Annotated in this window: 22 protein-coding genes (1 of these 22 only partly in view); 14 read left to right on the top strand and 8 right to left on the bottom strand. The window is 46.2% G+C overall.

Annotated elements, in window-relative coordinates:
- Entirely contained in the window at nt 1-1,263 is a 1,263-nt protein-coding gene (locus tag QFZ51_RS00180) for a Pycsar system effector family protein (protein WP_429042021.1), read from the bottom strand.
- Between the two features lie 162 nt (nt 1,264-1,425).
- Here QFZ51_RS00180 and QFZ51_RS00175 point away from each other — a divergent pair, with 162 nt between their 5' ends.
- Together QFZ51_RS00175 and QFZ51_RS00170 are read left to right on the top strand one after the other, a co-directional pair.
- Nucleotides 1,426-2,274, top strand: coding sequence for a hypothetical protein (locus tag QFZ51_RS00175; RefSeq protein ID WP_429042019.1), 849 nt, complete (start codon nt 1,426-1,428; stop codon nt 2,272-2,274).
- On the top strand, nt 2,271-5,924 hold the full coding sequence (locus tag QFZ51_RS00170; protein ID WP_429042016.1) for a BamA/TamA family outer membrane protein: 3,654 nt from the start codon (nt 2,271-2,273) through the stop codon (nt 5,922-5,924). The genes QFZ51_RS00175 and QFZ51_RS00170 overlap by 4 nt, the downstream gene beginning before the upstream one ends.
- A 72-nt stretch (nt 5,925-5,996) precedes the next feature.
- Here the strand turns inward: QFZ51_RS00170 and QFZ51_RS00165 are convergent, their stop codons facing one another.
- Both QFZ51_RS00165 and lysA read right to left on the bottom strand, forming a co-directional pair.
- Nucleotides 5,997-8,330: a GAF domain-containing protein gene (locus tag QFZ51_RS00165; RefSeq protein ID WP_429042013.1), complete on the bottom strand. Its 2,334-nt coding sequence runs from the start codon at nt 8,328-8,330 to the stop codon at nt 5,997-5,999.
- Nucleotides 8,331-8,552: 222 nt separating this feature from the next.
- Nucleotides 8,553-9,776 (bottom strand): diaminopimelate decarboxylase, encoded by a 1,224-nt coding sequence (gene lysA, locus QFZ51_RS00160; protein WP_370913316.1) that lies wholly within the window; start codon nt 9,774-9,776, stop codon nt 8,553-8,555.
- A gap of 125 nt (nt 9,777-9,901) precedes the next feature.
- On the opposite strand from lysA, the gene QFZ51_RS00155 reads away from it, so the two are divergent.
- Both QFZ51_RS00155 and QFZ51_RS00150 read left to right on the top strand, forming a co-directional pair.
- Complete coding sequence (locus QFZ51_RS00155) at nt 9,902-10,102, top strand: hypothetical protein (protein ID WP_429042011.1); 201 nt, start codon at nt 9,902-9,904, stop codon at nt 10,100-10,102.
- Nucleotides 10,103-10,314: 212 nt separating this feature from the next.
- On the top strand, nt 10,315-10,566 hold the full coding sequence (locus QFZ51_RS00150; RefSeq protein ID WP_429042008.1) for a hypothetical protein: 252 nt from the start codon (nt 10,315-10,317) through the stop codon (nt 10,564-10,566).
- Nucleotides 10,567-10,583: 17 nt separating this feature from the next.
- On the opposite strand, the gene QFZ51_RS00145 is transcribed toward QFZ51_RS00150, so the two are convergent.
- Nucleotides 10,584-10,805: a helix-turn-helix domain-containing protein gene (locus tag QFZ51_RS00145; RefSeq protein ID WP_336389068.1), complete on the bottom strand. Its 222-nt coding sequence runs from the start codon at nt 10,803-10,805 to the stop codon at nt 10,584-10,586.
- 144 nt (nt 10,806-10,949) lie between these two features.
- On the opposite strand from QFZ51_RS00145, the gene QFZ51_RS00140 reads away from it, so the two are divergent.
- The 3 genes from QFZ51_RS00140 to QFZ51_RS00130 all read left to right on the top strand — a co-directional run bounded on the left by QFZ51_RS00140 (nt 10,950) and on the right by QFZ51_RS00130 (nt 11,846).
- On the top strand, nt 10,950-11,153 hold the full coding sequence (locus QFZ51_RS00140; RefSeq protein ID WP_429042006.1) for a hypothetical protein: 204 nt from the start codon (nt 10,950-10,952) through the stop codon (nt 11,151-11,153).
- A gap of 183 nt (nt 11,154-11,336) precedes the next feature.
- On the top strand, nt 11,337-11,591 hold the full coding sequence (locus tag QFZ51_RS00135; RefSeq protein ID WP_429042003.1) for a type II toxin-antitoxin system Phd/YefM family antitoxin: 255 nt from the start codon (nt 11,337-11,339) through the stop codon (nt 11,589-11,591).
- Nucleotides 11,592-11,846, top strand: a complete 255-nt coding sequence (locus QFZ51_RS00130) for a Txe/YoeB family addiction module toxin (RefSeq protein ID WP_429042000.1) — start codon at nt 11,592-11,594, stop codon at nt 11,844-11,846. It abuts the gene before it with no gap.
- A gap of 151 nt (nt 11,847-11,997) precedes the next feature.
- Here QFZ51_RS00130 and QFZ51_RS00125 read toward each other — a convergent pair whose 3' ends face one another.
- Both QFZ51_RS00125 and QFZ51_RS00120 read right to left on the bottom strand, forming a co-directional pair.
- Nucleotides 11,998-12,396, bottom strand: coding sequence for an RNA-binding S4 domain-containing protein (locus tag QFZ51_RS00125; RefSeq protein ID WP_429041997.1), 399 nt, complete (start codon nt 12,394-12,396; stop codon nt 11,998-12,000).
- Between the two features lie 47 nt (nt 12,397-12,443).
- Nucleotides 12,444-13,814, bottom strand: coding sequence for a dipeptidase (locus tag QFZ51_RS00120; protein ID WP_429041994.1), 1,371 nt, complete (start codon nt 13,812-13,814; stop codon nt 12,444-12,446).
- 232 nt (nt 13,815-14,046) lie between these two features.
- On the opposite strand from QFZ51_RS00120, the gene QFZ51_RS00115 reads away from it, so the two are divergent.
- On the top strand, nt 14,047-14,241 hold the full coding sequence (locus QFZ51_RS00115; RefSeq protein WP_429041992.1) for a hypothetical protein: 195 nt from the start codon (nt 14,047-14,049) through the stop codon (nt 14,239-14,241).
- Between the two features lie 6 nt (nt 14,242-14,247).
- Here QFZ51_RS00115 and QFZ51_RS00110 read toward each other — a convergent pair whose 3' ends face one another.
- On the bottom strand, nt 14,248-14,712 hold the full coding sequence (locus tag QFZ51_RS00110) for a response regulator (RefSeq protein ID WP_429041990.1): 465 nt from the start codon (nt 14,710-14,712) through the stop codon (nt 14,248-14,250).
- 388 nt (nt 14,713-15,100) lie between these two features.
- Between QFZ51_RS00110 and QFZ51_RS00105 the strand changes: the two genes are divergently transcribed.
- The 4 genes from QFZ51_RS00105 to QFZ51_RS00090 all read left to right on the top strand — a co-directional run bounded on the left by QFZ51_RS00105 (nt 15,101) and on the right by QFZ51_RS00090 (nt 17,980).
- Entirely contained in the window at nt 15,101-15,679 is a 579-nt protein-coding gene (locus QFZ51_RS00105) for a LemA family protein (RefSeq protein ID WP_429041989.1), read from the top strand.
- Nucleotides 15,680-15,765: 86 nt separating this feature from the next.
- Nucleotides 15,766-16,224 (top strand): TPM domain-containing protein, encoded by a 459-nt coding sequence (locus QFZ51_RS00100; protein WP_429041986.1) that lies wholly within the window; start codon nt 15,766-15,768, stop codon nt 16,222-16,224.
- A gap of 37 nt (nt 16,225-16,261) precedes the next feature.
- Nucleotides 16,262-17,041, top strand: coding sequence for a TPM domain-containing protein (locus QFZ51_RS00095; protein WP_429041983.1), 780 nt, complete (start codon nt 16,262-16,264; stop codon nt 17,039-17,041).
- Between the two features lie 18 nt (nt 17,042-17,059).
- Nucleotides 17,060-17,980: a hypothetical protein gene (locus tag QFZ51_RS00090; protein ID WP_429041982.1), complete on the top strand. Its 921-nt coding sequence runs from the start codon at nt 17,060-17,062 to the stop codon at nt 17,978-17,980.
- Between the two features lie 218 nt (nt 17,981-18,198).
- Here the strand turns inward: QFZ51_RS00090 and QFZ51_RS00085 are convergent, their stop codons facing one another.
- Complete coding sequence (locus QFZ51_RS00085) at nt 18,199-20,745, bottom strand: M1 family aminopeptidase (RefSeq protein WP_429041979.1); 2,547 nt, start codon at nt 20,743-20,745, stop codon at nt 18,199-18,201.
- 135 nt (nt 20,746-20,880) lie between these two features.
- On the opposite strand from QFZ51_RS00085, the gene QFZ51_RS00080 reads away from it, so the two are divergent.
- Nucleotides 20,881-21,378, top strand: a complete 498-nt coding sequence (locus tag QFZ51_RS00080) for a biotin/lipoyl-containing protein (protein WP_370913304.1) — start codon at nt 20,881-20,883, stop codon at nt 21,376-21,378.
- A 36-nt stretch (nt 21,379-21,414) separates the two neighbouring features.
- Nucleotides 21,415-21,948: the 5' end (the start) of a DUF4476 domain-containing protein gene (locus QFZ51_RS00075; RefSeq protein WP_429041976.1), read on the top strand. 981 nt of this gene lie beyond the right edge of the window; the window shows 534 of its 1,515 coding nt (coding positions 1-534); it begins with the start codon at nt 21,415-21,417; its stop codon lies beyond the right edge, outside the window.

Raw genomic sequence — 21,948 nt, 5'->3', positions numbered from 1 at the left:
TTATGCTTTTACCGGGAAGAAAATTGCTGCAATCAGGAAAGCGAATACAGAAATGATAAGACCAAACATGAAAATATTATAGGAAATACGCAGCAGTTTGTATTTATGACCCAGCACTACGCCGAGGTAATAAATGTCTCTTGTCATGCTGCTGTACAGGAATTCAGAGTCATCCATCATCTGTTTTATTCCCCACTGGTATTCTTCCAGGTGCATCTTATAAAAGTTGCCAAAGAACAGGAGGTTGGCATCTTTCTTTTCGATATCCGCTTTGGTGAAGATGCCACTGGTTACATTCGGGCGGGTGGCCAGCACCGAAAAGATGACCGTGAGTACTGCCGTGAAAAGGAAAATAATAGACGGGATCACCATATTCGGATAATCTTCCAGTCGCCTTACCAGCACGCTCAATATCACCGAAATGATAATGGAATTCACCGAAATCATGATATGCGCTTTGCTGTCGGCCATGGAGCTGAGGCGGATATGATTGGTGGAAGTGGTTCTGAACATCGTTTCCACGCCACGTTCCGATTTGCCGGCTTTGTCCTTGCCCTTGTCTTTTTTCTTTTTTTCAGTGGCGGTAGCAGGCGCCTCGCCGGAAACGTCTGTACCGGGAATGGCGGTGACAGCGGGGATATTATTTTCAGCTGCTTCTTTTGTTTTTTTCTCCAGCTTCTTTTTCAGCTTCTCCAGGTTCTCTTCTTTCTGTTGTTTAAACAAAGTTTGGGCATAGTCGGTCCAGTAATGATGGTCCGTTAAAAAGGTAATATTTGTATTCAGCCATTTGATGGCGGGAATATCGGTTTGGTAGGTGAGCTCCATTTCGTGCCGGAGCAGTTTGTTCCGGTCGGGGAACTCTTTGGACCCCAGGTGAGAGAGGTCGGCGTCACAAACAATCTGTTCCACCAGGTTGTGCGGCGACTGGGGCATTTTGGTAGCCAGGATAGCGCCCTGCACCATCGACTGAACATTTTCAGGCGCCTGTTGTTGCTGTAAGAATTGCAGGGCCTCTTTGGCGCCGTTTTCTTCGTGGGCGCTGCCTTCGCCCAGGAGATACCCGGCGTCATGAAACCAGGCAGCCACATATACTGCCGCTAATTCGTCGTCCTGCAGGCGGTAATGAGCCGCAATTTGCCCGGCAGCCTGTACTACCTGTTGCGTATGTACGAGATTATGATAAACCAGGTTAGGGCGCGGGTGTTGCTGATACTGGGCTAAAACATAGTCCCGGGCTGCATCTATAATAGCATTCTTTTGCATAAGGAAGACGAAAATTAAGATAAGGAACTGCGAAATACGCTTTATACTTTGTACTTTTTATCGTACTAATAACGGTATGTTCGCTATTTCGCGTATTACAAATCGCAAATTGAGCCTAAGTTACTGCATTTTTGAGTTAAATTTATGCCATAAAGTTACACTATGGATGTCCGCATCGGGTTAATATTTCTCCTTTTCTTACTGTCATGTAATCTGAGCGACAGGGAACAAAAAGTATACGCCTCTCCCCGTGGTTACGATTTAAAAGAGCCGGTACGCTACAGGGTCAGGGAATCTATGCAGGAAATCTCGGGTATAGAATTATTCCCCGATGAGCACAAGATCATGGCCATTAACGATGAGGAAGGCCGCATCTACCAGCTGGATGTATTGGCAAAAGAACCTTATCCCCATTTTAAATTTGCAAAAGACGGGGATTATGAAGATATCTGTCATACAGATAGCGGCTGGTTTGTGTTGAAAAGCAACGGCTCCCTGTTCCAGGTCCACGGCCTGTTCACCGACAGCGTTTACAGCGATCATCACAAAATGCCCAAAACAGGGAAGAAGGAGTTTGAAACCACCTACTACGATTCGGCTCATAACGGGATTGTGATGATCTGTAAGAACTGTGAAGATGATAAACGCCTTGGCGTAACCAGCGCCTACCGCTTCGATCTGGCTACCAAAACATTTGATACCACAGCTGTCTATAAATTCAATAACCAGGAAATTGCCCGCCTGGCCGGTTCTGATATGCGGTTCTTCAAACCATCTGCAGCAGCCATTCATCCCATTGAAAAGCGATTGTACATCATCGCCTCAGTAAACGGACTGCTCGTAATTGCCGATCTTCAGGGTCACGTGCAGGAAGCCTACAACCTTAAACACCGCCTGTTCCTTCAACCGGAAGGACTGGCCTTCGCGCCAAACGGCGATATGTATATTTCCAATGAAGGCGGATACGACGGTACCGCCAATATTCTTAAATTTACCTACAAGACCAAATGATCAGATCAACCATCATCTATATTGCCCTGCTAATCTTCACAGGTACTACCACCTACGCCCAGTCGCCGCAGGTAGTGAAACGTGTAATCCTTATCGGCGACGCCGGGGAATTGCACGACAACGGCAAAAACTCCGTAGTGGATGCCGTACGCAATACCTTCGACCTCCAGGACAGCCGCAATACCATCCTCTTCCTGGGCGATAACGTATATCCGCACGGGTTACCCGACTCCGCCAGCAGCAAGTTCCAGGTAGCCAAAGAAATCATCGACTACCAGATCAACCTGGTACGCGGTACCAAAGCCCAGGGGTATATTATTCCCGGTAACCACGACTGGGACAAAAGCAAACCCGATGGATGGGATATTATCCGCAACCAACAACAGTATGTGGATTCCCAACACCTCGATAACGTACAGTTTGAACCCAAAGAAGGATGCCCCGGCCCCATAGAAGTAAAGATCTCTGATAATATTACCCTCATCATTATGGATAGCGAATGGTGGGTGTTCCCTTATCAGAAACCCGGACTGGAATCCTCCTGCGATTGTAAAGACAACGACGAGATCCTTACCCGGCTGTCGGAAATAGTGGCTACCAACCGCAACAAACTGATCATATTTGCTACCCATCACCCTTTCCGCAGCTACGGCATCCACGGAGGATATTATACGATCAAGCAACATATTTTCCCGCTAACAGACCTGCGCCCCGCACTGTATGTGCCTCTGCCGGTGATAGGTTCTATCTATCCCATTGCCCGCGGCGTTTTTGGTACCCCGGAAGATATTCCCAATCCAAAGTACCAGCAGATGATCAAAGGAGTGGAAGCTGCCCTGAAGCCACATGGCCCCGTTGTATTTGTGTCCGGTCATGATCACACCCTCCAGCTTATAAAAGATCAGCAGAACGCCTATGTGGTAAGTGGCAGCGGCGCAAAAAATAACCGCGTAAAAAAAGGCGTTAAATCCCTTTTTGCCAGTACAGATAACGGTTTTAGCACCATCGAATTAATGTCCGACAGCACAGTGCGCGTGCAGTATTATACGGCTGATAACGGCGCACAACCCGTTTTCAGTAATAACCTGTTCCGCCTGCAGGACATTCCGCAACAGGCGCTTACCTATACTCCGCCGGCATCACTGCCTCCCTTTATCAGGGTAGCTGCCGATACACAGTATGTACAGGTCTCTAACTTTCATAAAAAATTGCTGGGAGAAAATTACCGGAAAGTATGGGCCACGCCGTTGAACTTCCCGGTACTGGACCTTAAAACCGCTAAAGGCGGCCTGAAGATCCTGCAACGCGGCGGTGGAAAACAAACACACTCCCTCCGCCTGGAAGACAGCACCGGCACCGAATGGTCCATGCGCTCCCTGAAAAAGTTCCCGCTGGCAGCTATTCCTGAACAGCTGCGCGAAACCATTGCCCGCGAAGTAGTACAGGACCAGATCTCCGCCGCGAACCCCTACGCCCCGCTGGCAGTAAGCGTATTGGCAGAAGCCGCCGGCGTGCCGCACACCAATCCTACTTTTGTATACCTCCCCGCCGATAGCTCGCTCGGCATCTATGCAAACGACTACGGAAACGAAGTATTCCTCTTTGAAGAAAGGGAACCCGTTACCGGCAGCAACGATAAAACTTACAACACACCAAAGGTACTGGCAAAGATCTGGGGAGATAATGATGAACATATAGATCAGAAATCCGTGCTCCGCGCCCGCATCTTTGATATGTACATCATGGATTTCGATCGCCACGATGACCAGTGGCGCTGGTATAAGGAAAAGCACAAAGGAGAAGAATTTTATTACCCGGTACCCCGTGACCGCGACCAGGCGTTTTTCCTGAACGGAGGTTTTATTCCCCGCCAGGCTGCCCGCCCATGGTTCATGCCGGCTATCCAGGGCTTCCGGAAAAACATCCCGGATATCAATGGCTTCAACTTCAGCACCCGTTACTTCGATCGCTCTTTCCTCAACGAAATGGATGAAGAAGATTGGAAGAAACAAACAGATAAGCTTTTAAGGAAGATGACCGACAGCGTGATCAACGCCGCTGTAAAAGCTTTTCCAGATACTATCCAGTCGCTGGTAGGGCCCATGATGATAGAAAAATTATCTGCCCGCCGTAACATCCTGGAAAAAAATACACTGAAATACTACCGCTTCCTCGCCAAAGGCGTTGACGTGCCGGCCACAGAAAAGAATGAACTCATCTCCGTGGAAAAACAACCGGGTGGTAAAGTAGCCCTGGATATATTCAAGATCAGCAAGAAAGGAGCCGTTCAGCAAAACATCTACTCCCGCACCTTCGACCCCACTGTAACCAAAGAAGTAAATGTATATGGCATGGGTGGCAACGATCGCTTTGTGATAAAAGGCGATAACGCAACGCCCATACGCATACGTCTCATCGGCGGCAAGGAGGCAGATGCCTATATCGACAGCACCACCAGCAGGGCGGGCAAACGGGTACGTATATACGATCAGCGATCCGGCAAAGATAGTTTCGCCCTCACCGGCAATGAACAACGCCGCCTGTCCAACGATCCTGCTAATATCAAATATAACCGCAGCGCCTTCCAATACGAAAAAACAATGCCGTTACTGGCCGGTGGCTACAACCGCGACGATGGTTTGCTGCTCGGTGTAGGCTTGTCTATTACCCGCCACGCATGGCGCCGGGAGCCGTTCTCCACTAAACACCTGTTCACCGCCACCCACGCAGTAGCCACCCGCGCCTGGAACTTCCGCTATGAAGGAGAATATACAGACGTCATCGGGAAATCTGACCTGCTGCTGTTTGCAAGAGCAAAAGCGCCCAACAATACCATCAACTTCTTCGGGTATGGAAATGAAACCGTATTCGATAAGTCGGATAATAAAACCATTTCCTACTATCGCGCACGGTATAACTTTTATACAGCAGAAGCATTGCTGCGTACCAGCATAGGAAATCATATGACCATTGCGTATGGTCCTACATTCAATAACTACGCTTTTAATAAGGATGAAAACCACGACCGTTTCATTACCGACTTCAAAGACAACGGCCTGGATTCTGCTGGTATCTACGCCAATAAAGCATATGCCGGTGGTAAAATAGTGGCTACTATCGATACCCGTAACAACAAGATCATTCCTACCCGCGGTGTCCTGTGGACTACCACCTACGCAGGTAACTTTGGTGTAAATGATAACAGTCACAATACTACTTCGCTGCAATCGGATCTGAGCTTATACATGAGCTTCCGCATCCCGGCAAATTTTGTAATCGTCAGCCGTTTTGGTGGTGGTAAACTTTGGGGGAACTACGAGTACTTCCAGGCACTCACCGTAGGCGGCGTTCAAAACCTGCGCGGGTACCGCAATTTCCGCTTTGCCGGCGACGCCAGCGTGTATAACAATACAGAAATACGCGTGAAGTTATTCGACCTGAAAACATATCTGCTGCCCGCAGGCGTAGGACTGATAGCCTTCAATGATATAGGCCGCATATGGCGGGAAAATGAAACCTCCCACGTATGGCACGATGGATATGGCGGCGGCGTTTATATTGCGCCCATCAACGCGCTCATCATCACCGCAGTGGTAGGGCATTCCAAAGAAGAAACAGTACCCTACATAACCTTTGGGTTTAAATTCTAAATAAAAAAAGGGGCCGGCTCATTTGAGCCGGCCTCTTTTTTTGTGTCACCCAACGGGCAACGTATCCTCGCTTCACAGCGGAGCTTCCATATTTACTTTCACGCGGAGCGCTTTCAATCCACTCACACCTTGTAACTCTTCCAGGTCCAGCATTTCAATTTCCGGCAACAGTATTTTCTTGCTTTGCAGGAAAGTGATATACTTTTTCAGTTCTTCCATTTCCCTCACATAAGAGTATACCATTGCAATGGTACCAGGCTGCGTTAACCGCTCGCCGGTATCTTTTATATGTACTTTATCAATGCGTTTTTTGATGATCTCATAACGCACATTGTAAGCGCCTTCCACATCAAACCGGCGTTCATCGCTGCGGAAGCTGATGGTAATAGGAGCGCTGTGCATCAGGATCATCTGGGTGGTTTGCAGCGGCACTTTTAATTTAGGCCCCAGTTTATGTGTAAGTCTTGCGATATGCGCCATGGAGGAAAGCTGCCACAGGCGCAGGTTGCGCAGGTATAACTGGTCAAACTTCTTTTCCTGGGCAATCGACTGCCCAATATAAATAGTATACTCCACGCCATCGGTGCGGTACTTTTCAAAGTAGCAGGGGAAAGAATGCTGGATATACTGGCGTTCTTTCTCCAGGTACTGGCTGATGGCTGTGTTGATGCTGGCTAAACTGTCTTCGTACTCCCTCCGGTGATGATAAACATGTCCTTCTGATTTGTCCATCTGGGCAAAATAGCTGGCCAGTAAGGGTTTCAGATCTTCATTATCTTCACAGAGATGTTCCAGTACAGGCTGTATCTCCTGGTCCATGAATTCATTCACTTTCAGGTCTTCGCCCGCCTGCAGGCTGTTACTGAGATTGTCGAGCAGGTCATTTGTTTTAAACTGCAGCTCTTCCAGTAAAGGCAGGTGAATGGTTTTACCGATGGTTTCAAGGGTATCACGGATCAGTTCCAGCTGTTCCTGCAAATCCTCGCGGATAGCGGTGCCCTGCTGTACAGATGAGTTGCGGATATCCACAGCGCCATAAAGCGGGTATACCTCATCAAAGCTGATGCTTTCAATATCTTTCCTTTCTTCTTCGGGTGTCAGCAGGTAACTCCAGGCAGCGTCTACAAACTTCCATTCTACGGAAGGCTGTAATGCGGTAAACTGGTCTTTGATCACTTCATTCAGCCGGTTCTCGAGGATGTTCATGCTGCGGTTCAGCATGAGCACCAGCAGGGGATAGGTGTTTTGCAGCTTCCACAGCGGGTCAGCCGACAAGCGGTTGGGAGTGGAAGAGGCCAGCTCCAGCACGCCCAGTATTTCCTTTTTATGGGTGATCGGGAGTATCAGAAAACTCCGGATGTTCTTGATCGGCAAATATTTCAGGAATGCGTGGGGCGCAATAGACGCCTCATTTACATCCGGAACAATCAGCGGCGCAGGGTTTTGCTGCGAATGCTCCAGCAGCAGCTGGAAAAAGTGTTGCTGTTGTTTTTTGTTGCCAACCCCCAGGATCGGATCAGTATTGGAAAATTGTTCTTCCAGCACATTCTTGCCATTCACTTTAGGGAAAGGTACCAGGTGGGCGGTTACATCAGGTATGCCCAAAATAACCGGGATCATTTTTTCCAGGGTACGGTAGCTCTCTACCTCGTTGCTGGCGCGCATGTTCATCACCAGGCTCTTGATATTATTGAGCGTTTCCGATTGGGTTACATCTTTCACGGTCCAGATAACAAAGCCTTCCAAAGAAAACATACTGGTAGGTAACAACTCCTGCAGGGCATCCGGCGTGATCTGCTTGGAACAGAACATATCATAGTTCAGATGCGGCAGTTCACCGTTTACCTTTACATCCACAAACCTGGGATCAATATTTACTTTCACATAACGTTTACCACCATCCGGCGTTTCCAGCGTATGGATGATATCGTTCTTATAGTTCATGGGAAAGTGGAATACCTTTTCCAGGATCAGTTTATATAACCAGGTGATCTTGTCTTTTTTTACCTGTGCAATGGAAATACCGTCCGGAACGGCCGATAACTCGGAGCCGTTTTCTGCAAATAGCTGTTTAAAGAGATCAGAATAATGGAAGATGGCGAACTTAAACGGAACACCTATGCCATAGATGTCTTTGCTGGAATCCGTGGTCACCGGGAAAATGGCGGCTATCAATAGATCCAGGTATTCCTTATAAGCGCTCAGATCACCATTGCCGGGAATGGGTTTGAGTATTTCCGGGTTACTTTCAAATTTATCAATGATCAGTTTATAGAAAGACGAACGGGCTTCTCCTTCATGTGTTACCTTTTCCTTCAGATAATTGAGGAAGGGTACGAATGATATATTGGATTCAATTACTTTATCATCGTTAAATATACCGGGGTGTGCAGTTAAAACTTTCATATTATCGTACAATTATAACCAAAGGCTGTCCTTTTAGTGCCAGTAATAAATTCTTATTACAATTTACAGTAAAACATTGCAGGAATAACAGAGGAGGGTACTAATGTAGACGCAAAGGTAGGGGAAATATTGTATCAATATTGAATTCCGGGATTCAGGTATTTGTCAAATCTGGTATACACCTGATAATCAAATACCTGAATCCGCGGAAATCCGGAAGATTTATTGCAATTCGATCTGGTTTTTAAGCAGATCTTCCAAAGTATCACGCTTGCGGATCAGGTGTGGTTTGCCTTCTTTTACCAGTACTTCCGCCGGTTTCAGGCGGGAGTTAAAGTTAGAGGACATTTCAAAACCATAGGCGCCGGCGTTATAAAACACCAGGTAATCGCCTTCCCTTACCTCATTGATCTTACGGTCCCATCCAAAGGTGTCTGTTTCACAGATATTACCTACCACTGTATAGATCCGCTCCGTGCCCTTCGGGTTGGAAATATTACGGATCAGGTGGAATGCCTCGTAAAACATCGGCCGGATCAGGTGGTTGAAGCCTGAATTCACCCCTACAAATACGTTAGCGGTAGTTTGCTTGATCACGTTGGCCTTTACTACAAAGTAACCGCTCTGGCTTACGAGGAATTTTCCTGGTTCAAACCACAGCTGCAGCGGGCGCACGTATGATTTAGCAAAGTTATTGAACGCTTCGCTCAGTTTTTTGCCGAGCAGGTCGATGTCTGTTTCAGGATCTCCCTGCTGGTAAGCTACCTTAAAGCCGCTGCCCAGGTCAATAGATTCCAGGTCAGGGAAGTGTTGCACCATTTCAAACATCACTTCCACGCCCCGCAGGAACACGTCTACATCCTTAATTTCAGAGCCGGTGTGCATGTGTAACCCGGTCACTTTCAGTTTAGTGGAATTGATAATGCGTTCGATATGCCGCATCTGGTGGATGGAAATACCAAACTTACTATCGATATGCCCGGTAGAGATCTTGAAGTTTCCGCCCGCCATAATATGCGGGTTCAGGCGGATACAGATCGGATAACTGCCACCGAACTTGTTGCCAAACTGCTCCAGGATGGAGAGGTTGTCTATATTAATGATTACGCCCAGGTCTTTCGCTGCAATAATTTCCTGCAGGTCCACACAGTTAGGCGTAAAGATGATATTCTTCGGATCAAAGCCAGCTCTCAGGCCCAGTTGTACTTCCTGGATCGACACCGTGTCCAGGCCGCAACCAATAGAATTGATGTACTTAAGGATATTGATGTTGGTCAATGCCTTACAGGCGTAGAAAAAGCGGGTGTCAGACTTATGAAAGGCCTTTTGCAGCTTTTCATACTGGGTTTTAATCTTTTCTGCATGGTATATATATACCGGGGTACCAAATTCTTCTGCTACTTTCACAAGGAAATCGGCAGTAAGTACGTCGCTTTGTTTAGGCATTGAAAATCCTTAGTTTAAGAATGAGGATGCAAAATTACTACGCAAAAGTGAGAAATTGTAGAAAAAAGGGAGAATGTCAGTAGTGGCGGGATAAGTATCTTTGTTATTAGTAAATTCACATATTTATGGAACCATACAGATTTGACAGAACAGCCTTCAAAATCAAGACATTTGCTGAGTCGGATGCGGATAATGTTGATTTAAGCCTTTCGCTGGAAGAACGGGTCCGTCAGGCATGGTATCTTATTTCAAAAGCTTATGGTTTTGATTTGGACAACCCGCCACGGATGGATAAGACTGTATTTTCATGTAGAAAACAGAAATAATAATGCGGTCGATATTTAATGACGATTTTAGGGATTTCATCCAGAGCTTTGAATAGCAATCAGGTTGAATATATTCTGGCAGGTGGCTATGCCGTTATTCGCCATGGCTATAGAAGGGTAACAGGCGATATGATATTTGAGTAAATAGGACCAAAGAGAATTATTTAAAGCTGACCAGAGCGTTTGCTGATTTTGGACTACCTGTTTTTGATATGACAGAAAGTAAATTTTTAGACGTAGAGAAGGCTGATGTATTTTCATTTGGTCGTTCTCCCGTAGGAATAGATATCCTGACGAAACTAAAAGGCGTGGATTTCGAAGAAGCCGCTGCTTCAGTTCAAATATTTATTGATGGAGATCTGGAGATAAAGTATTTGCATTTAAATAATCTCATACAGGCTAAGAGAGCCGCTGGTCGCCATAAAGACCTGGATGACATTGATAAATTGGAAGCACGAAATTGATCTGTTTATATATGGGTCTAACAATCAAATAGATCACACGGGGTAACTTCTAATACTTTAGCGAGTTCAATAATTGTAGAAAATCTTACATCTACTCTGCCCTTCTCCATCTGTCCCAGATTAGAAAAATCAATACTGCAATTTGTCGCCATCTGGCGCAAACTCCATCCCTTTTGCTCTCGCAACTGGCGTAATTTATTGCCAAATTGTTTTAATTCCTCTTGCTTATTGATATCCATATTCAAGTCGAATATGAACAAAATGAATAGAAAATATGTGTGCGAATAAACACACAGTAATATAAAAAGCATTATCTTTAAGGCATATTAACAGGCTAAAAGTCTTGTTATAATTCAACCATGTTAACCAAAACCATACATATCATGCAACCGACAAAAACTGTACAAACCAATCCGCTCCGTTCTCTCTTCGAAGGCTTCGCCGGCAGCGCCGTTAAGTTTCGTGAAAAAGTTTGTGAAGAATGTGGCTGGAGCGAAAGCACCTTTTACAAAAAAGCGCGCGAAACACGCCATCATGCAGCGGTTTTCAGTATTGCCGAAATGGAAAAAATAAAAGACCTCGCCTAGGAAGTACAGCAGGAGCTGAAAGACCGGTTATGAAAAATAAATTGCTAAAGCTTTACCGGTGTGAGGTATTAGCAATTCAGCCTCGCAAATATATTTGGAAGGTTCATATAAACGAACTAATTTTACAAGAATGAGTACAATATTAGGTACGTTTAAAAGTACCTATTACATAAATAGCATCATATGCAAGTAGTAAATTATAGTGAGTTCAGGCATAAAATGAAAGCACATCTTGATAACGTTTCGGATAATCATGATGTTCTCATTGTGCCGCGTGGTAATGAAAAAAGTGTTGTAATCATTTCTCTGGAAGAATACAATTCTATCCAGGAAACATTGCACCTCATGAGGTCAGAGAAGAATAGAACTCGTTTGATGGAGGCTCTGGAAAGGGCAGATAAAGGTATTAGTGAGAAACATGACCTAATTGAAGATTAAATGACGCTTACATGGGATAGTAATGCCTGGGAGGATTACTTATATTGGCAACACCATGATCGTAGGATCATGAAAAAGATTAATGAATTACTGAAAGACACAATGAGACAACCTTTTGAAGGTTTGGGAAAACCTGAATTGCTCAAAGAGAATCTGGCTGGATGCTGGTCCCGAAGAATTGACCAGGAACACAGATTAGTGTACAAAGTAATAGAAGATTCTATCTACATTCTACAATGTAGATACCACTATTAAAAAGGTCAAACCAGCTGGTTTGACCTTTTTAGCTCTTACTAATTTTTAGCCAGGTCCGATAAATCCTACTATCCTTTATCAGCCTGATTAAGAATAACTTGCTATTCACTTTGCACAGAAACTTTTTGAAAGATGACCTTCACTAATTACACTACTCCTCTTCATCCCCTTCCATAAACCCTTCAATACTCCTCCGGTCTTTCTTCGTGGGCCGGCCAATCTTACTCTGTCGCTTACCTGTCTGAAACACAGACGCAACAAAAGCGGGCGCCAGTTTATCCTCATCAGGAGTGGTGTCTATATAATGTTTAATGGCTTCACTATACGGCACCCGGTTGGAGATAACGCTCACCACTTCAATCACCCACTTACGGGCTTCGCTCCTGATCTCAAATTTATCCCCCGGATTTACGGGCTTAGCGGCTTTCACAGAGGAGCCGTTCATCTTCACTTTACCGCCGTCGCAGGCATCTGCAGCCTGGCTGCGGGTTTTAAACACCCTGATAGACCAGAGATATTTATCTACGCGTACTTTTTCGGTATTACTCATATTCAAAAACTTTAAGCCGGCGGCAACCGGAGCTGCCGCCAGATTGGCTATTTACTCATCTCCGCAAAAAATTTGTGGAAATAAGGAATGGTTTCAATGCCTTTGTAATAATTGGCTAAACCATACTTCTCGTTGGGAGAATGCAGGTTGTCGCTGTCCAATCCAAAGCCCATCAGTACTGTTTTCAGCCCCAGTTCCTTTTCAAACAGTGCCACGATAGGAATACTACCGCCACCGCGCACCGGGATAGGATCTTTGCCAAAAGTAGCGTGGATAGCTTTGTGCGCTGCCTTAAATGCCACCGAGTCGATTGGCGTAACATACGGGCTGCCGCCATGATGCTTGGTTACTTTCACCTTCACACTCTTAGGTGCAATGGCTTCAATATGTTTGGTGAACAGATCTGATATTTCGTGCCAGTCCTGGTTAGGGACAAGGCGCATGGAAATCTTGGCAAATGCTTTTGATGGCAATACGGTCTTGGAACCTTCGCCGGTATAACCACCCCAGATACCATTTACTTCCAGCGTTGGCCGGATACCGGTTCTTTCGATCGTCGTAAATCCTTTCTCTCCCCAAACATCCGCTACACCCAGGTCTTTTTTATATTCTTCTTCATCAAAAGGAGCGGCATTCAGCGCGGTCCTCTCTTCTGTACTTAGTTCCTGCACTTTATCATAGAAGCCGGGAATGGTGATGTGATTATTTTCATCATGCAGGGAAGCAATCATTTTCGCAAGGATAGTAGCCGGGTTAGCTACAGCGCCACCGTATACACCACTGTGCAGGTCGCGGTTAGGACCGGTTACTTCCACTTCCATATAAGCCAGTCCGCGCAGGCCCGTATCAATGGAAGGGTTTTTCAGGCTGATCATGGAAGTATCTGAAATCAATACCACATCCGCTTTCAGGCGTTCCTTGTTATCTTTCAGGAAGATGCCCAGGTTAGCAGAACCTACTTCTTCTTCCCCTTCAATCATAAATTTGATGTTGCAGGGAATCGTGTTGGTTTTGTTCATGGTTTCAAAAGCCTTTACATGCATGTAAAACTGGCCTTTGTCATCTGCACTGCCACGGGCATATATATTGCCATCTTTAATTACAGGTTCAAACGGACCGCTGTGCCACAGCTCCAGCGGATCTGCAGGCTGTACATCATAGTGGCCGTATACCAGTACGGTGGGTAAGGAAGGATCTATGATCTTTTCGCCATAAACGATCGGGTGACCAGCAGTCTGACATACTTCTACTTTATCTGCGCCGGCTTCTTCCAAACGTACTTTTACCGCTTCCGCACATTGCTGGGTATCTTTATTGTGACGGGAATCCGCACTCACAGAAGGAATGCGTAACAGCGCCAGTAATTCATCCAGGAAACGATCTTTGTTCTCTGCCTGGTAATCTTTCCAAACTTGCATGATTCTAGGAAATTAAGTTCACAATGTGGTGCAAGTTAAAGGAAAATCAACATTTACAGATTTAGATAGTTTCGAATGGTAGTCCATGCCGTTTTAGAGAGAAGTGAACCGTTATCCCTTCCCGTTTGAATAACATCCAATACACGATACTCTCCCGTTTGTCAATCTCAAAATTCTGACCGGATACCCGGCTAAGCTTTTATCTTATTTTCAGTAAAAAAATTAATCTATTATGGGAAAACAAGTCGGAATAATCAGCTTCACGGGCAAGCTGGGTAACCTGATCGGTTACCGGAGGAACGGGCAATACTTTGTCCGCACCATGCCCGAAACGGTGCGGCAAACCGCCGCGTGCAAGGCAAAAGTAAGGCATAAGCAGGCCTGTCCCCATTTTCCAGGAACGCCTCGTTATCTTCACTGCCTCTAATAATGATCAGGAAATTAGTTTCTGTCTTACCAGGAACTCCAGTTTCTGGTTTACATCGAGCAATTTGGCGGTTAACTCTTTATTCTCTTTGCGGAGGGCGTACACTTCATATGCCTTTTCGATATTGTGTTTCAACTCCTCTTCATTCCAGGGTTTGGAGAAATATTTATATACCTGTCCTTTGTTAATGGCATCTACTACCGCGTTGATATCGGCATAGCCGGTCAGCAGCATGCGTATAGGCTCGGGGTACTTTTCCAGTATTGATTCAAAAAACTCTATCCCGGTTGTCTTTGGCATCCGCTGGTCCGAGATAATGATGTGAAATTCCTGTTCTGCCAGCAGCTTTTCCGCGTCCTCCGCAGAACTGGCTGTAACCACGTTGTACAGCCTTCTGAATGAAGCTTTGAAAGCATTCAGATTGTGTATTTCATCATCAATATAGAGAATATGGATGTGTTGTGCACTCATTTAAGCAGACTTAGTTCCAAGTTATTGATAATAAATGAGTTAGAAACAATGAAACTTTCGATATCGATTTTGTATCCATTCTGCCCCATTCACCTTAAATCTTACGGTAAAACGTTCAATGTTTTACGCTCAACAAAGGTACATATAAACATACTGTTTTATGATGAATATTTCAAGGATGAATGAACTTTTTTAAAAAATAGCCGTTTCCTTATCCAATAGCGATTTAGTGGGGGAGTTTCCATATTTTCGTGTAGTTATGAAAAGCGTGCGTTAACCGCTTTTTTTATAGCGTTCACCGGTGAAAAAACTACTTACACCGGCAAGCGTAAAATCGGGAATACCTTTTGCACATTTGCCGGCACTTAAAACTTAAATTTAAATTCAGATGAAAACAGGAATTATTGTTATTGTAGTACTCGCGTTATTGGTCATGTTAGGTTGTGGTAAATACAACGGCCTCGTTACTAAAGACGAAAATGTGAAAAATAAATGGGGAGTGGTACAAAGTAGCTATCAACGCCGTGCTGATCTGATCCCTAACCTGGTGGCCACCGTGAAAGGCGCCGCTAATTTCGAAACTGAAACCCTCGAAAAAGTGATCCAGGCACGCGCCAGCGCTACCCAGATCAAAGTAGACGTGAATGATCTCAGCCCTGAGAAAATTCAACAATACCAGGCTGCACAAGGACAGTTAAGCCAGGCACTGGGCCGCTTACTCGCCGTATCTGAAGCCTACCCCGACCTGAAAGCAAATGCTAATTTCCAGAACCTCCAGGCTCAACTTGAAGGAACGGAAAACAGGATTAACGTAGCCCGAAATGACTTCAACGAAGCGGTAAATGCTTACAACAGCTCCGTTCGTACTTTCCCAAACAACATTATAGCCGGTATCACTGGCTTTAAACAAAAAGGTTATTTCGAAGCAGCCGCAGGTGCCCAAAATGCTCCCGAGGTTAAATTCTAAAACAACCCTTACAAGATAAGCTGTCTCCGGGATGCTGGTGCAATACCGGCATCCCCCGGAACAGCAATCCAAAAATTATATTCAGCATGCGCATTTTCCCTTTTAAACGAAAAGAGATTTTTTCAGAAACGGAGAAAGAAAGACTCGTGCAGGCTATCCGGGTAGCAGAACGGCTTACTTCCGGAGAAATCAGGTTGTTTGTAGAAAGCCATTGCAGCTATGTGGATCCTATGGACAGGGCGAAAGAAGCTTTCGTGTCACTCGATATGGGAAAAACAAAATTGCGCAACGGCGTTTTGGTATATGTGGCCATCAAAGACCGGCAGTTTGCTATCCTGGGCGACCAGGGCATACATGAAAAAGTAGGCGACGAATTCTGGGTGAAGGAAGCAGCATTGTTAATCGACCACTTTCAGCGCAATCGTATTATCGATGGCATCGAAGCATGTATAGCGGAAATAGGCGCCTCACTCCGTACCTTTTTCCCGCATGAAGCCGGTAATGATGCGAATGAACTGCCCGACGATATCGTCTTCGGCAAATAAAAGCCACTCTTTTTAAAACGATTTTAGCTTTGATACAATGAGGATACTACGCTGGTTTTTACCGGGATTATTAATGATGGCGGGTTTGCTGGCAAATGCCCAGAATATACCGCCCCGGCCTAATCCTCCCACTTTAGTCAATGACTTTGCAGGCGTGTTGCTGAAAACGGAAGATGATGCCCTCGAACAAAAAGTAGTGGCCTATTTCGACAGTACCTCCACGCAAATAGCAATTGTTACACTCAAGTCCATCGGTGACTACGATATCAGTCAGGTATCATTAAAAATATTGCGCGACTGGGGAATAGGTACCAAAGGCAAGAACAATGGTATACTTATTCTTGTTTCAGTGGAAGACAGGAAGATCAGGATTGAAACAGGCTATGGCATGGAAGGCGTAGTACCCGACGCTACCGCCAACCAGATCATTTCACAGATCATAAAGCCAGCTTTCCGTGAAGGACACTACTACCAGGGCCTCGACGGCGCTGTGGAAGCCATTCAGAAAGCAGCCGCCGGCGAGTACCGTGCAGACCCGCGGCAAAGCAAACCCGGCGTCAGCCCGGGAGCCGTTTTCCTGATCATCATGGTAATTGTAATCATTGTTTCCATCATCGGCCGTGGCGGTGGCGGAGGCAGAGGTGGCGGTACCACCTATAACAGACGGGGCGGATGGATATGGCCGGTAATCGGCGGTATGGGAGGCTTCGGTAGTGGCAGCAGCGGAGGCGGATGGTCCGGTGGTGGAGGAGGTGGCGGCTTCGGTGGCTTCGGAGGAGGTTCCGGTGGTGGCGGTGGCGCCAGTGGCAGCTGGTAAGAGCAGGAAAACTATTTTATGTCATATTTGCATGTGTTAAATGGAGATGCTACCCTTGCCCTGTTCCGGCAAAGCAAGGTGCCGGGAGAGATAGTGGTGTGCCGGGAAATGATGTGCGAAGGCAAAGTAAAATATACCAAAGACCTCACAGAATTCTTTGAAAGCCGCGCCAAGCATCTCGAATTCCATTACGGGATCGATAAGCAAACCTATTATACCAATGTAGTACAGGAGCTGGAGAAATTAGCACTCTCCGGCTCCGCTGCAGAGGAAATCGTATTGTGGTTTGAATATGATCTGTTTTGCCAGATCAATATGCTGTTCATCCTTTACTATCTCAGCAGCCGGCTTACTATCCTTCCCCCCATCACCCTGGTAGATCTGCACCATCACCCCACTGCGGATGAATTCCCGCAGATATTTGAACAACGGACACAGCTTCAGGCTGAAGACCTGCTTTGGGCCGCCGACGTATGGGACGCCTGGTGCCTTAGCACCCCACAAGCGCTGGAAACCATCAGTAAGCTGCCTGCCGGAAATCTTAAATACCTGCCCGAAGCTATCACTGCACATCTCAAACGCTTCCCCGATATCAATACCGGCCTGAACACCATTGAAAACTATTTCCTGCTCCGCCTCGTGCTCGGAAGCTACCGCTGGTACGACCTCTACATGCTTTTCTGGAACGAACTCGAAATATACGGCTTCACCAACTTCCAGCTCGATGTTCTCATCCACCGCATGGCCAATGCCGGCGTCATCGAAGAACACGACCAAATGCTGAAAATCACCAGCCTGGGAAAGGAAATACTGGAAGAAGAAGAAAACTACCTCGACTACATATCGCTCGAACACCGCTGGCTCGGAGGCGTAAAACTCGCCAACACTCCCTGGCGCTGGGACCCGCAACTCAACGCCCTCGTGGAGATTGAAGCGTAGGTTGTCTTTCTCAGGATTACGCTGATTTTACTGATTTACTTTTTTTGATTTTTTTAAGATTAAAAGATAATGGGAGATAAAAGCGATGTCCGGCTTCTATCTCCCATTATCAGTTATAGATATCAGTTAAAAAAAATAAATCAATTAAAAATCATAAAGCAAATCCAAAAAGTAAAATCAGTAAAATCAGCGTAATCCTGAGCAAGACAACCTACGCGTTACTTAATACTCGCTTTAATCTCCTCCGATGCCTTGCGCAGATAGTCCGCCTGTTTCAGCAGCTCGTCGCGGTTAGCGCCGGTTACGGCAGTGGCTTCCTGCGATTTGCTTTTGCTGATTTCCTGCATCCAGTTACTGATGTAGGTGCTTACCTGTGAGTTATTAAATTGGGCGGTCATGGCTTTTACCTGGTCCACACCTTTTGTTACAGCAGGGGTGTTGTTGATCTTGGATAAGAAGCCCAGGTAGTCGAAAGCTGCATTCAGCTTGTCCTGGCCGGAGGTTTCATCAAATTTTGTTGCCACAAAAGTAACATCGGAAGCGTTGCCTTTCCTGGCATATACACCTGCGATAGCATTTACCAGCTTGCCTTTGGTGTCGCTTTCCAGCTGTTTGGCGATGGTGTATGCTTTTTCCAGATCCAGGGTGGCTAAGCCTTCCAGGCCGGCGGCTTCTACAGCATAGGATTTGTCTTTTGTTGCTGCTTCAAACAAAGCGGCGTACTGCGGATCTTTTAGTTCACCCAGTTGCAGCAGTGCTGCTGCACGTACCAGGGAGCTGGGATCTTGTTTGGCAAGGTCCGTCAAAACAGGCAGGGCGGCTGTTTTCACAGCTGCATTGCTCAGGTTCAGCTTTCCGATGGCATACGTTCTTAAGCCGTGATATTTATCTTTCAACGCCAGCTGCAACAGTTTCACTGCTTCAGGATTGGTGGCCTGTGCATCTGCTGCTTCATCTATAGCAATATGGCGGTCCATATAATTAGGCGCGTGGGCATATTGATAAGCATAAGTGCTAAACGCCCGGTGGTCGTCTATCTTGGCTAAAACTACCTTATCTGCATCTACATTTACCAGGTCTGGTTTAGCCGTGTAAGAGAAGGTAAAGGAATCAACCCGGTGTTCCATGAAGATGTTATGCCTGTTTGCTTTGCCGCCTTCATAGATGTCAATGGCCATGGGGATGTGCCATACTTTATCTTCTTTCTGGATCTGCTGTAATATAACGGTCACCGTGTTGGCGGCATCATTATACTTATAGCTGATATCCAGCTGTGGGAAGCCTTTACCAAAATACCATTCGTTGAAGAACCAGTTCATATCCCTGCCGGTTACTTCTTCTACGGCTAAACGCAGCTGATGCGCTTCGGTAGCTTTAAAGGCGTTTGCTTTCAGGTAAACGTTCAGGGATTTGAAGAAGGCAGAATCTCCTATGGCATTGCGGAGCATATGTAGGATACGGCCACCTTTCTGATAGGTGATCTGGTCAAACATATCTTCCTTGTCGTGATAATGGAAGCGTACCAGGTCTTTATCGCCGGCATACTGCACCATCGACATATACGACTGTGCCGCTTCCAGGCTGTGTTCATCGGCAGCGTCCTTACCATATTTATGTTCCAGCCACAGGTATTCGCTGTAGTCTGCGAAGGATTCATTCACAGTAAGATTGCTCCACGACTCTGCGGTGGCCAGGTCGCCAAACCAGTGGTGGAACAGTTCATGCGCAATTACGCCTTCATTGTAGTTGTTATTGTCCAGCAGCTCCCGGTCCGTTTTCTGTATAAACTCCCCGTGAAGAGTGGCGGTGGTGTTTTCCATAGCGCCGGAAACGTAGTCGCGGCCGGTGATCTGGGAGTACTTCACCCAGGGATAATCATATCCCAGTATTTTAGAGTAGAAGGTGAGCATTTCAGGCGTATTACCAAAAATGTTTCTGGCATATTTCTCAAAAGGCTTTTCCACATAATAGCTTACTTCTTTGCCGCGCCAGGTATCTTTTACAATGGCATATTCACCTAGCGCCATCATAAACAGGTAAGGGGAGTGGGGGAGATCCATCTTCCAGGTATCTGTACGGGTACCGTCGGCATTATTTTTCTGGCTTACCAGCTTACCATTGGAAAGGGTAACATATTTCTTTTCAACGGTCATGCTGATTTCCTCGGTGCACTTCTGGTTGGTTTTATCGATAGTAGGAAACCAGGCAGAAGAACTTTCTGTTTCGCCCTGCGTCCATATCTGGGTGGGCTTTTTAGGATCTTTGCCATCGGGATTGATAAAATAGAGTCCTTTGGCATCAGAAATAGCGGCGCTTCCCTTTACTTTGAGTTCATCGGGTTTTGCTGTATAGCTGATATAGATGATATATGATTCGGTGGCTTTGTAGCTTTTATCCAAAGCGATGTGCAGTTGGAGGTCGTCGTAGCTGTATTTCAGCGGACTGCTTTTACCTGCTTTAACTACGGCCACTTCTTTAATATCCATGCCTTTGGCGTCCAGGGTGAGGGAGTCGGTGGCATAAAAATGCGGCTTGAGGGTTATCCAGGCTTTGCCATAGAGGTACCGCTTGGCGTAGTCGAAACGTACGTCCAGCTTAGTGTGTACCAGATCGTTCACTTTAGTGGCGGATGCGCGGTAGATCTTTAGTGCGGGGTCTTCCTGGGCAGCTTTGTCAGATTGGGCCATCAGGGAAGTGCTCATCCCGAGTCCGGCTATTCCTCCGATCAGCATCCCCATCAGGGATTGCTTCAGATGTAGATTCATGTAAAAGACTGTTTTAAACAAATGTATCGGCTTGCGCCAATTAAAAAGAGTCAAATTTAAACAAATGGGCCAAATATGAGGTAAGTGGTTAAAAATGCTATTTTTGTTGAGCTTACAGGCCAATAAAACAGCATTATGATCAAAGCAATAGTGAATGGTAAATCTACATTTGCCGTTAATAACGATACCAAACTTACCTGCGATAACCAGGAAGTGGACTGGTCGGCAGTGAAGCTGCCTACCGGCGATTACAGCGTTATAATGGACGGCCGCAGCTACCAGGCGCAGGTGTTGAGGATAGAGAAAGATACTAAAACCGTGGTATTACAGGTAAATCAGCAACAGTTTGAAGTGGTGATAGAAGAACCGATCGACCAGCTGCTGGCCTCCATGGGGATCAAGGATGCGATGACCAAAAAGGTGAATGACATCAAGGCGCCGATGCCCGGACTGGTGCTAAAAGTGCTGGTAACCGCAGGTCAGGCCATCAAAAAGGGCGATCCGGTGCTGATCCTGGAAGCCATGAAAATGGAGAACGTGTTCAAGGCCGGCTCAGATGCTATCGTAAAAGAAATCAAGGTAAAAGAGCGCACCGCCGTGGAAAAAGGTGAGGTGCTGATCGTGCTGGAATAATATTTGCACAAGGACAGTTTTATACCAATATATAGTATGCATCTCAAATACAGGACAGTAATATTCGTATGGGCATGTCTGTTACTATGCGGCCGGCTGTGGGCGCAGGAACAACTCCACTACGTGTATATTCAGAGCGAGAAGGGACAGCCGTTTTATGTAAAACATAACGGCAAAGTGCTGAGTTCCACCGAAAGGGGCTACATCATTATCCCGCGGTTGGAAACAGGTACGGCGCCCATTACGGTGGGTTTTCCAAACAAAGAATCCAAGGAAGCACAGTTTAACCTTAGAATAACAAAAGGTGATCAGGGCTTTCTGCTGAAACAGTCCGGCGAAGCCGGTTATTCTTTATATAACCTCCAAACTTTCCGGGAACTGAAATCGGATGCCGGCGAAACGGCACTGGCAGCAGCGCCTCCCGCCGCAGATTCCATTGTGCCGGAGCTGGACACGGCCAAAAAGGAAATGATGACCAACCTGCAGAAAGACCTGGAAACTACTTTTGCCGATAAAGCAATTGTAACCGGTCCTGCTAAAACAGCTCCCGCTAAATCAGGCAATCCTTTT

The sequence above is a fragment of the Chitinophaga sp. W3I9 genome (assembly GCF_050434025.1).
Lineage (GTDB): Bacteria > Bacteroidota > Bacteroidia > Chitinophagales > Chitinophagaceae > Chitinophaga.
The sequence above is the reverse complement of the archived record's forward strand: the minus strand, read 5'-3'. Positions and strand labels throughout refer to the sequence as shown.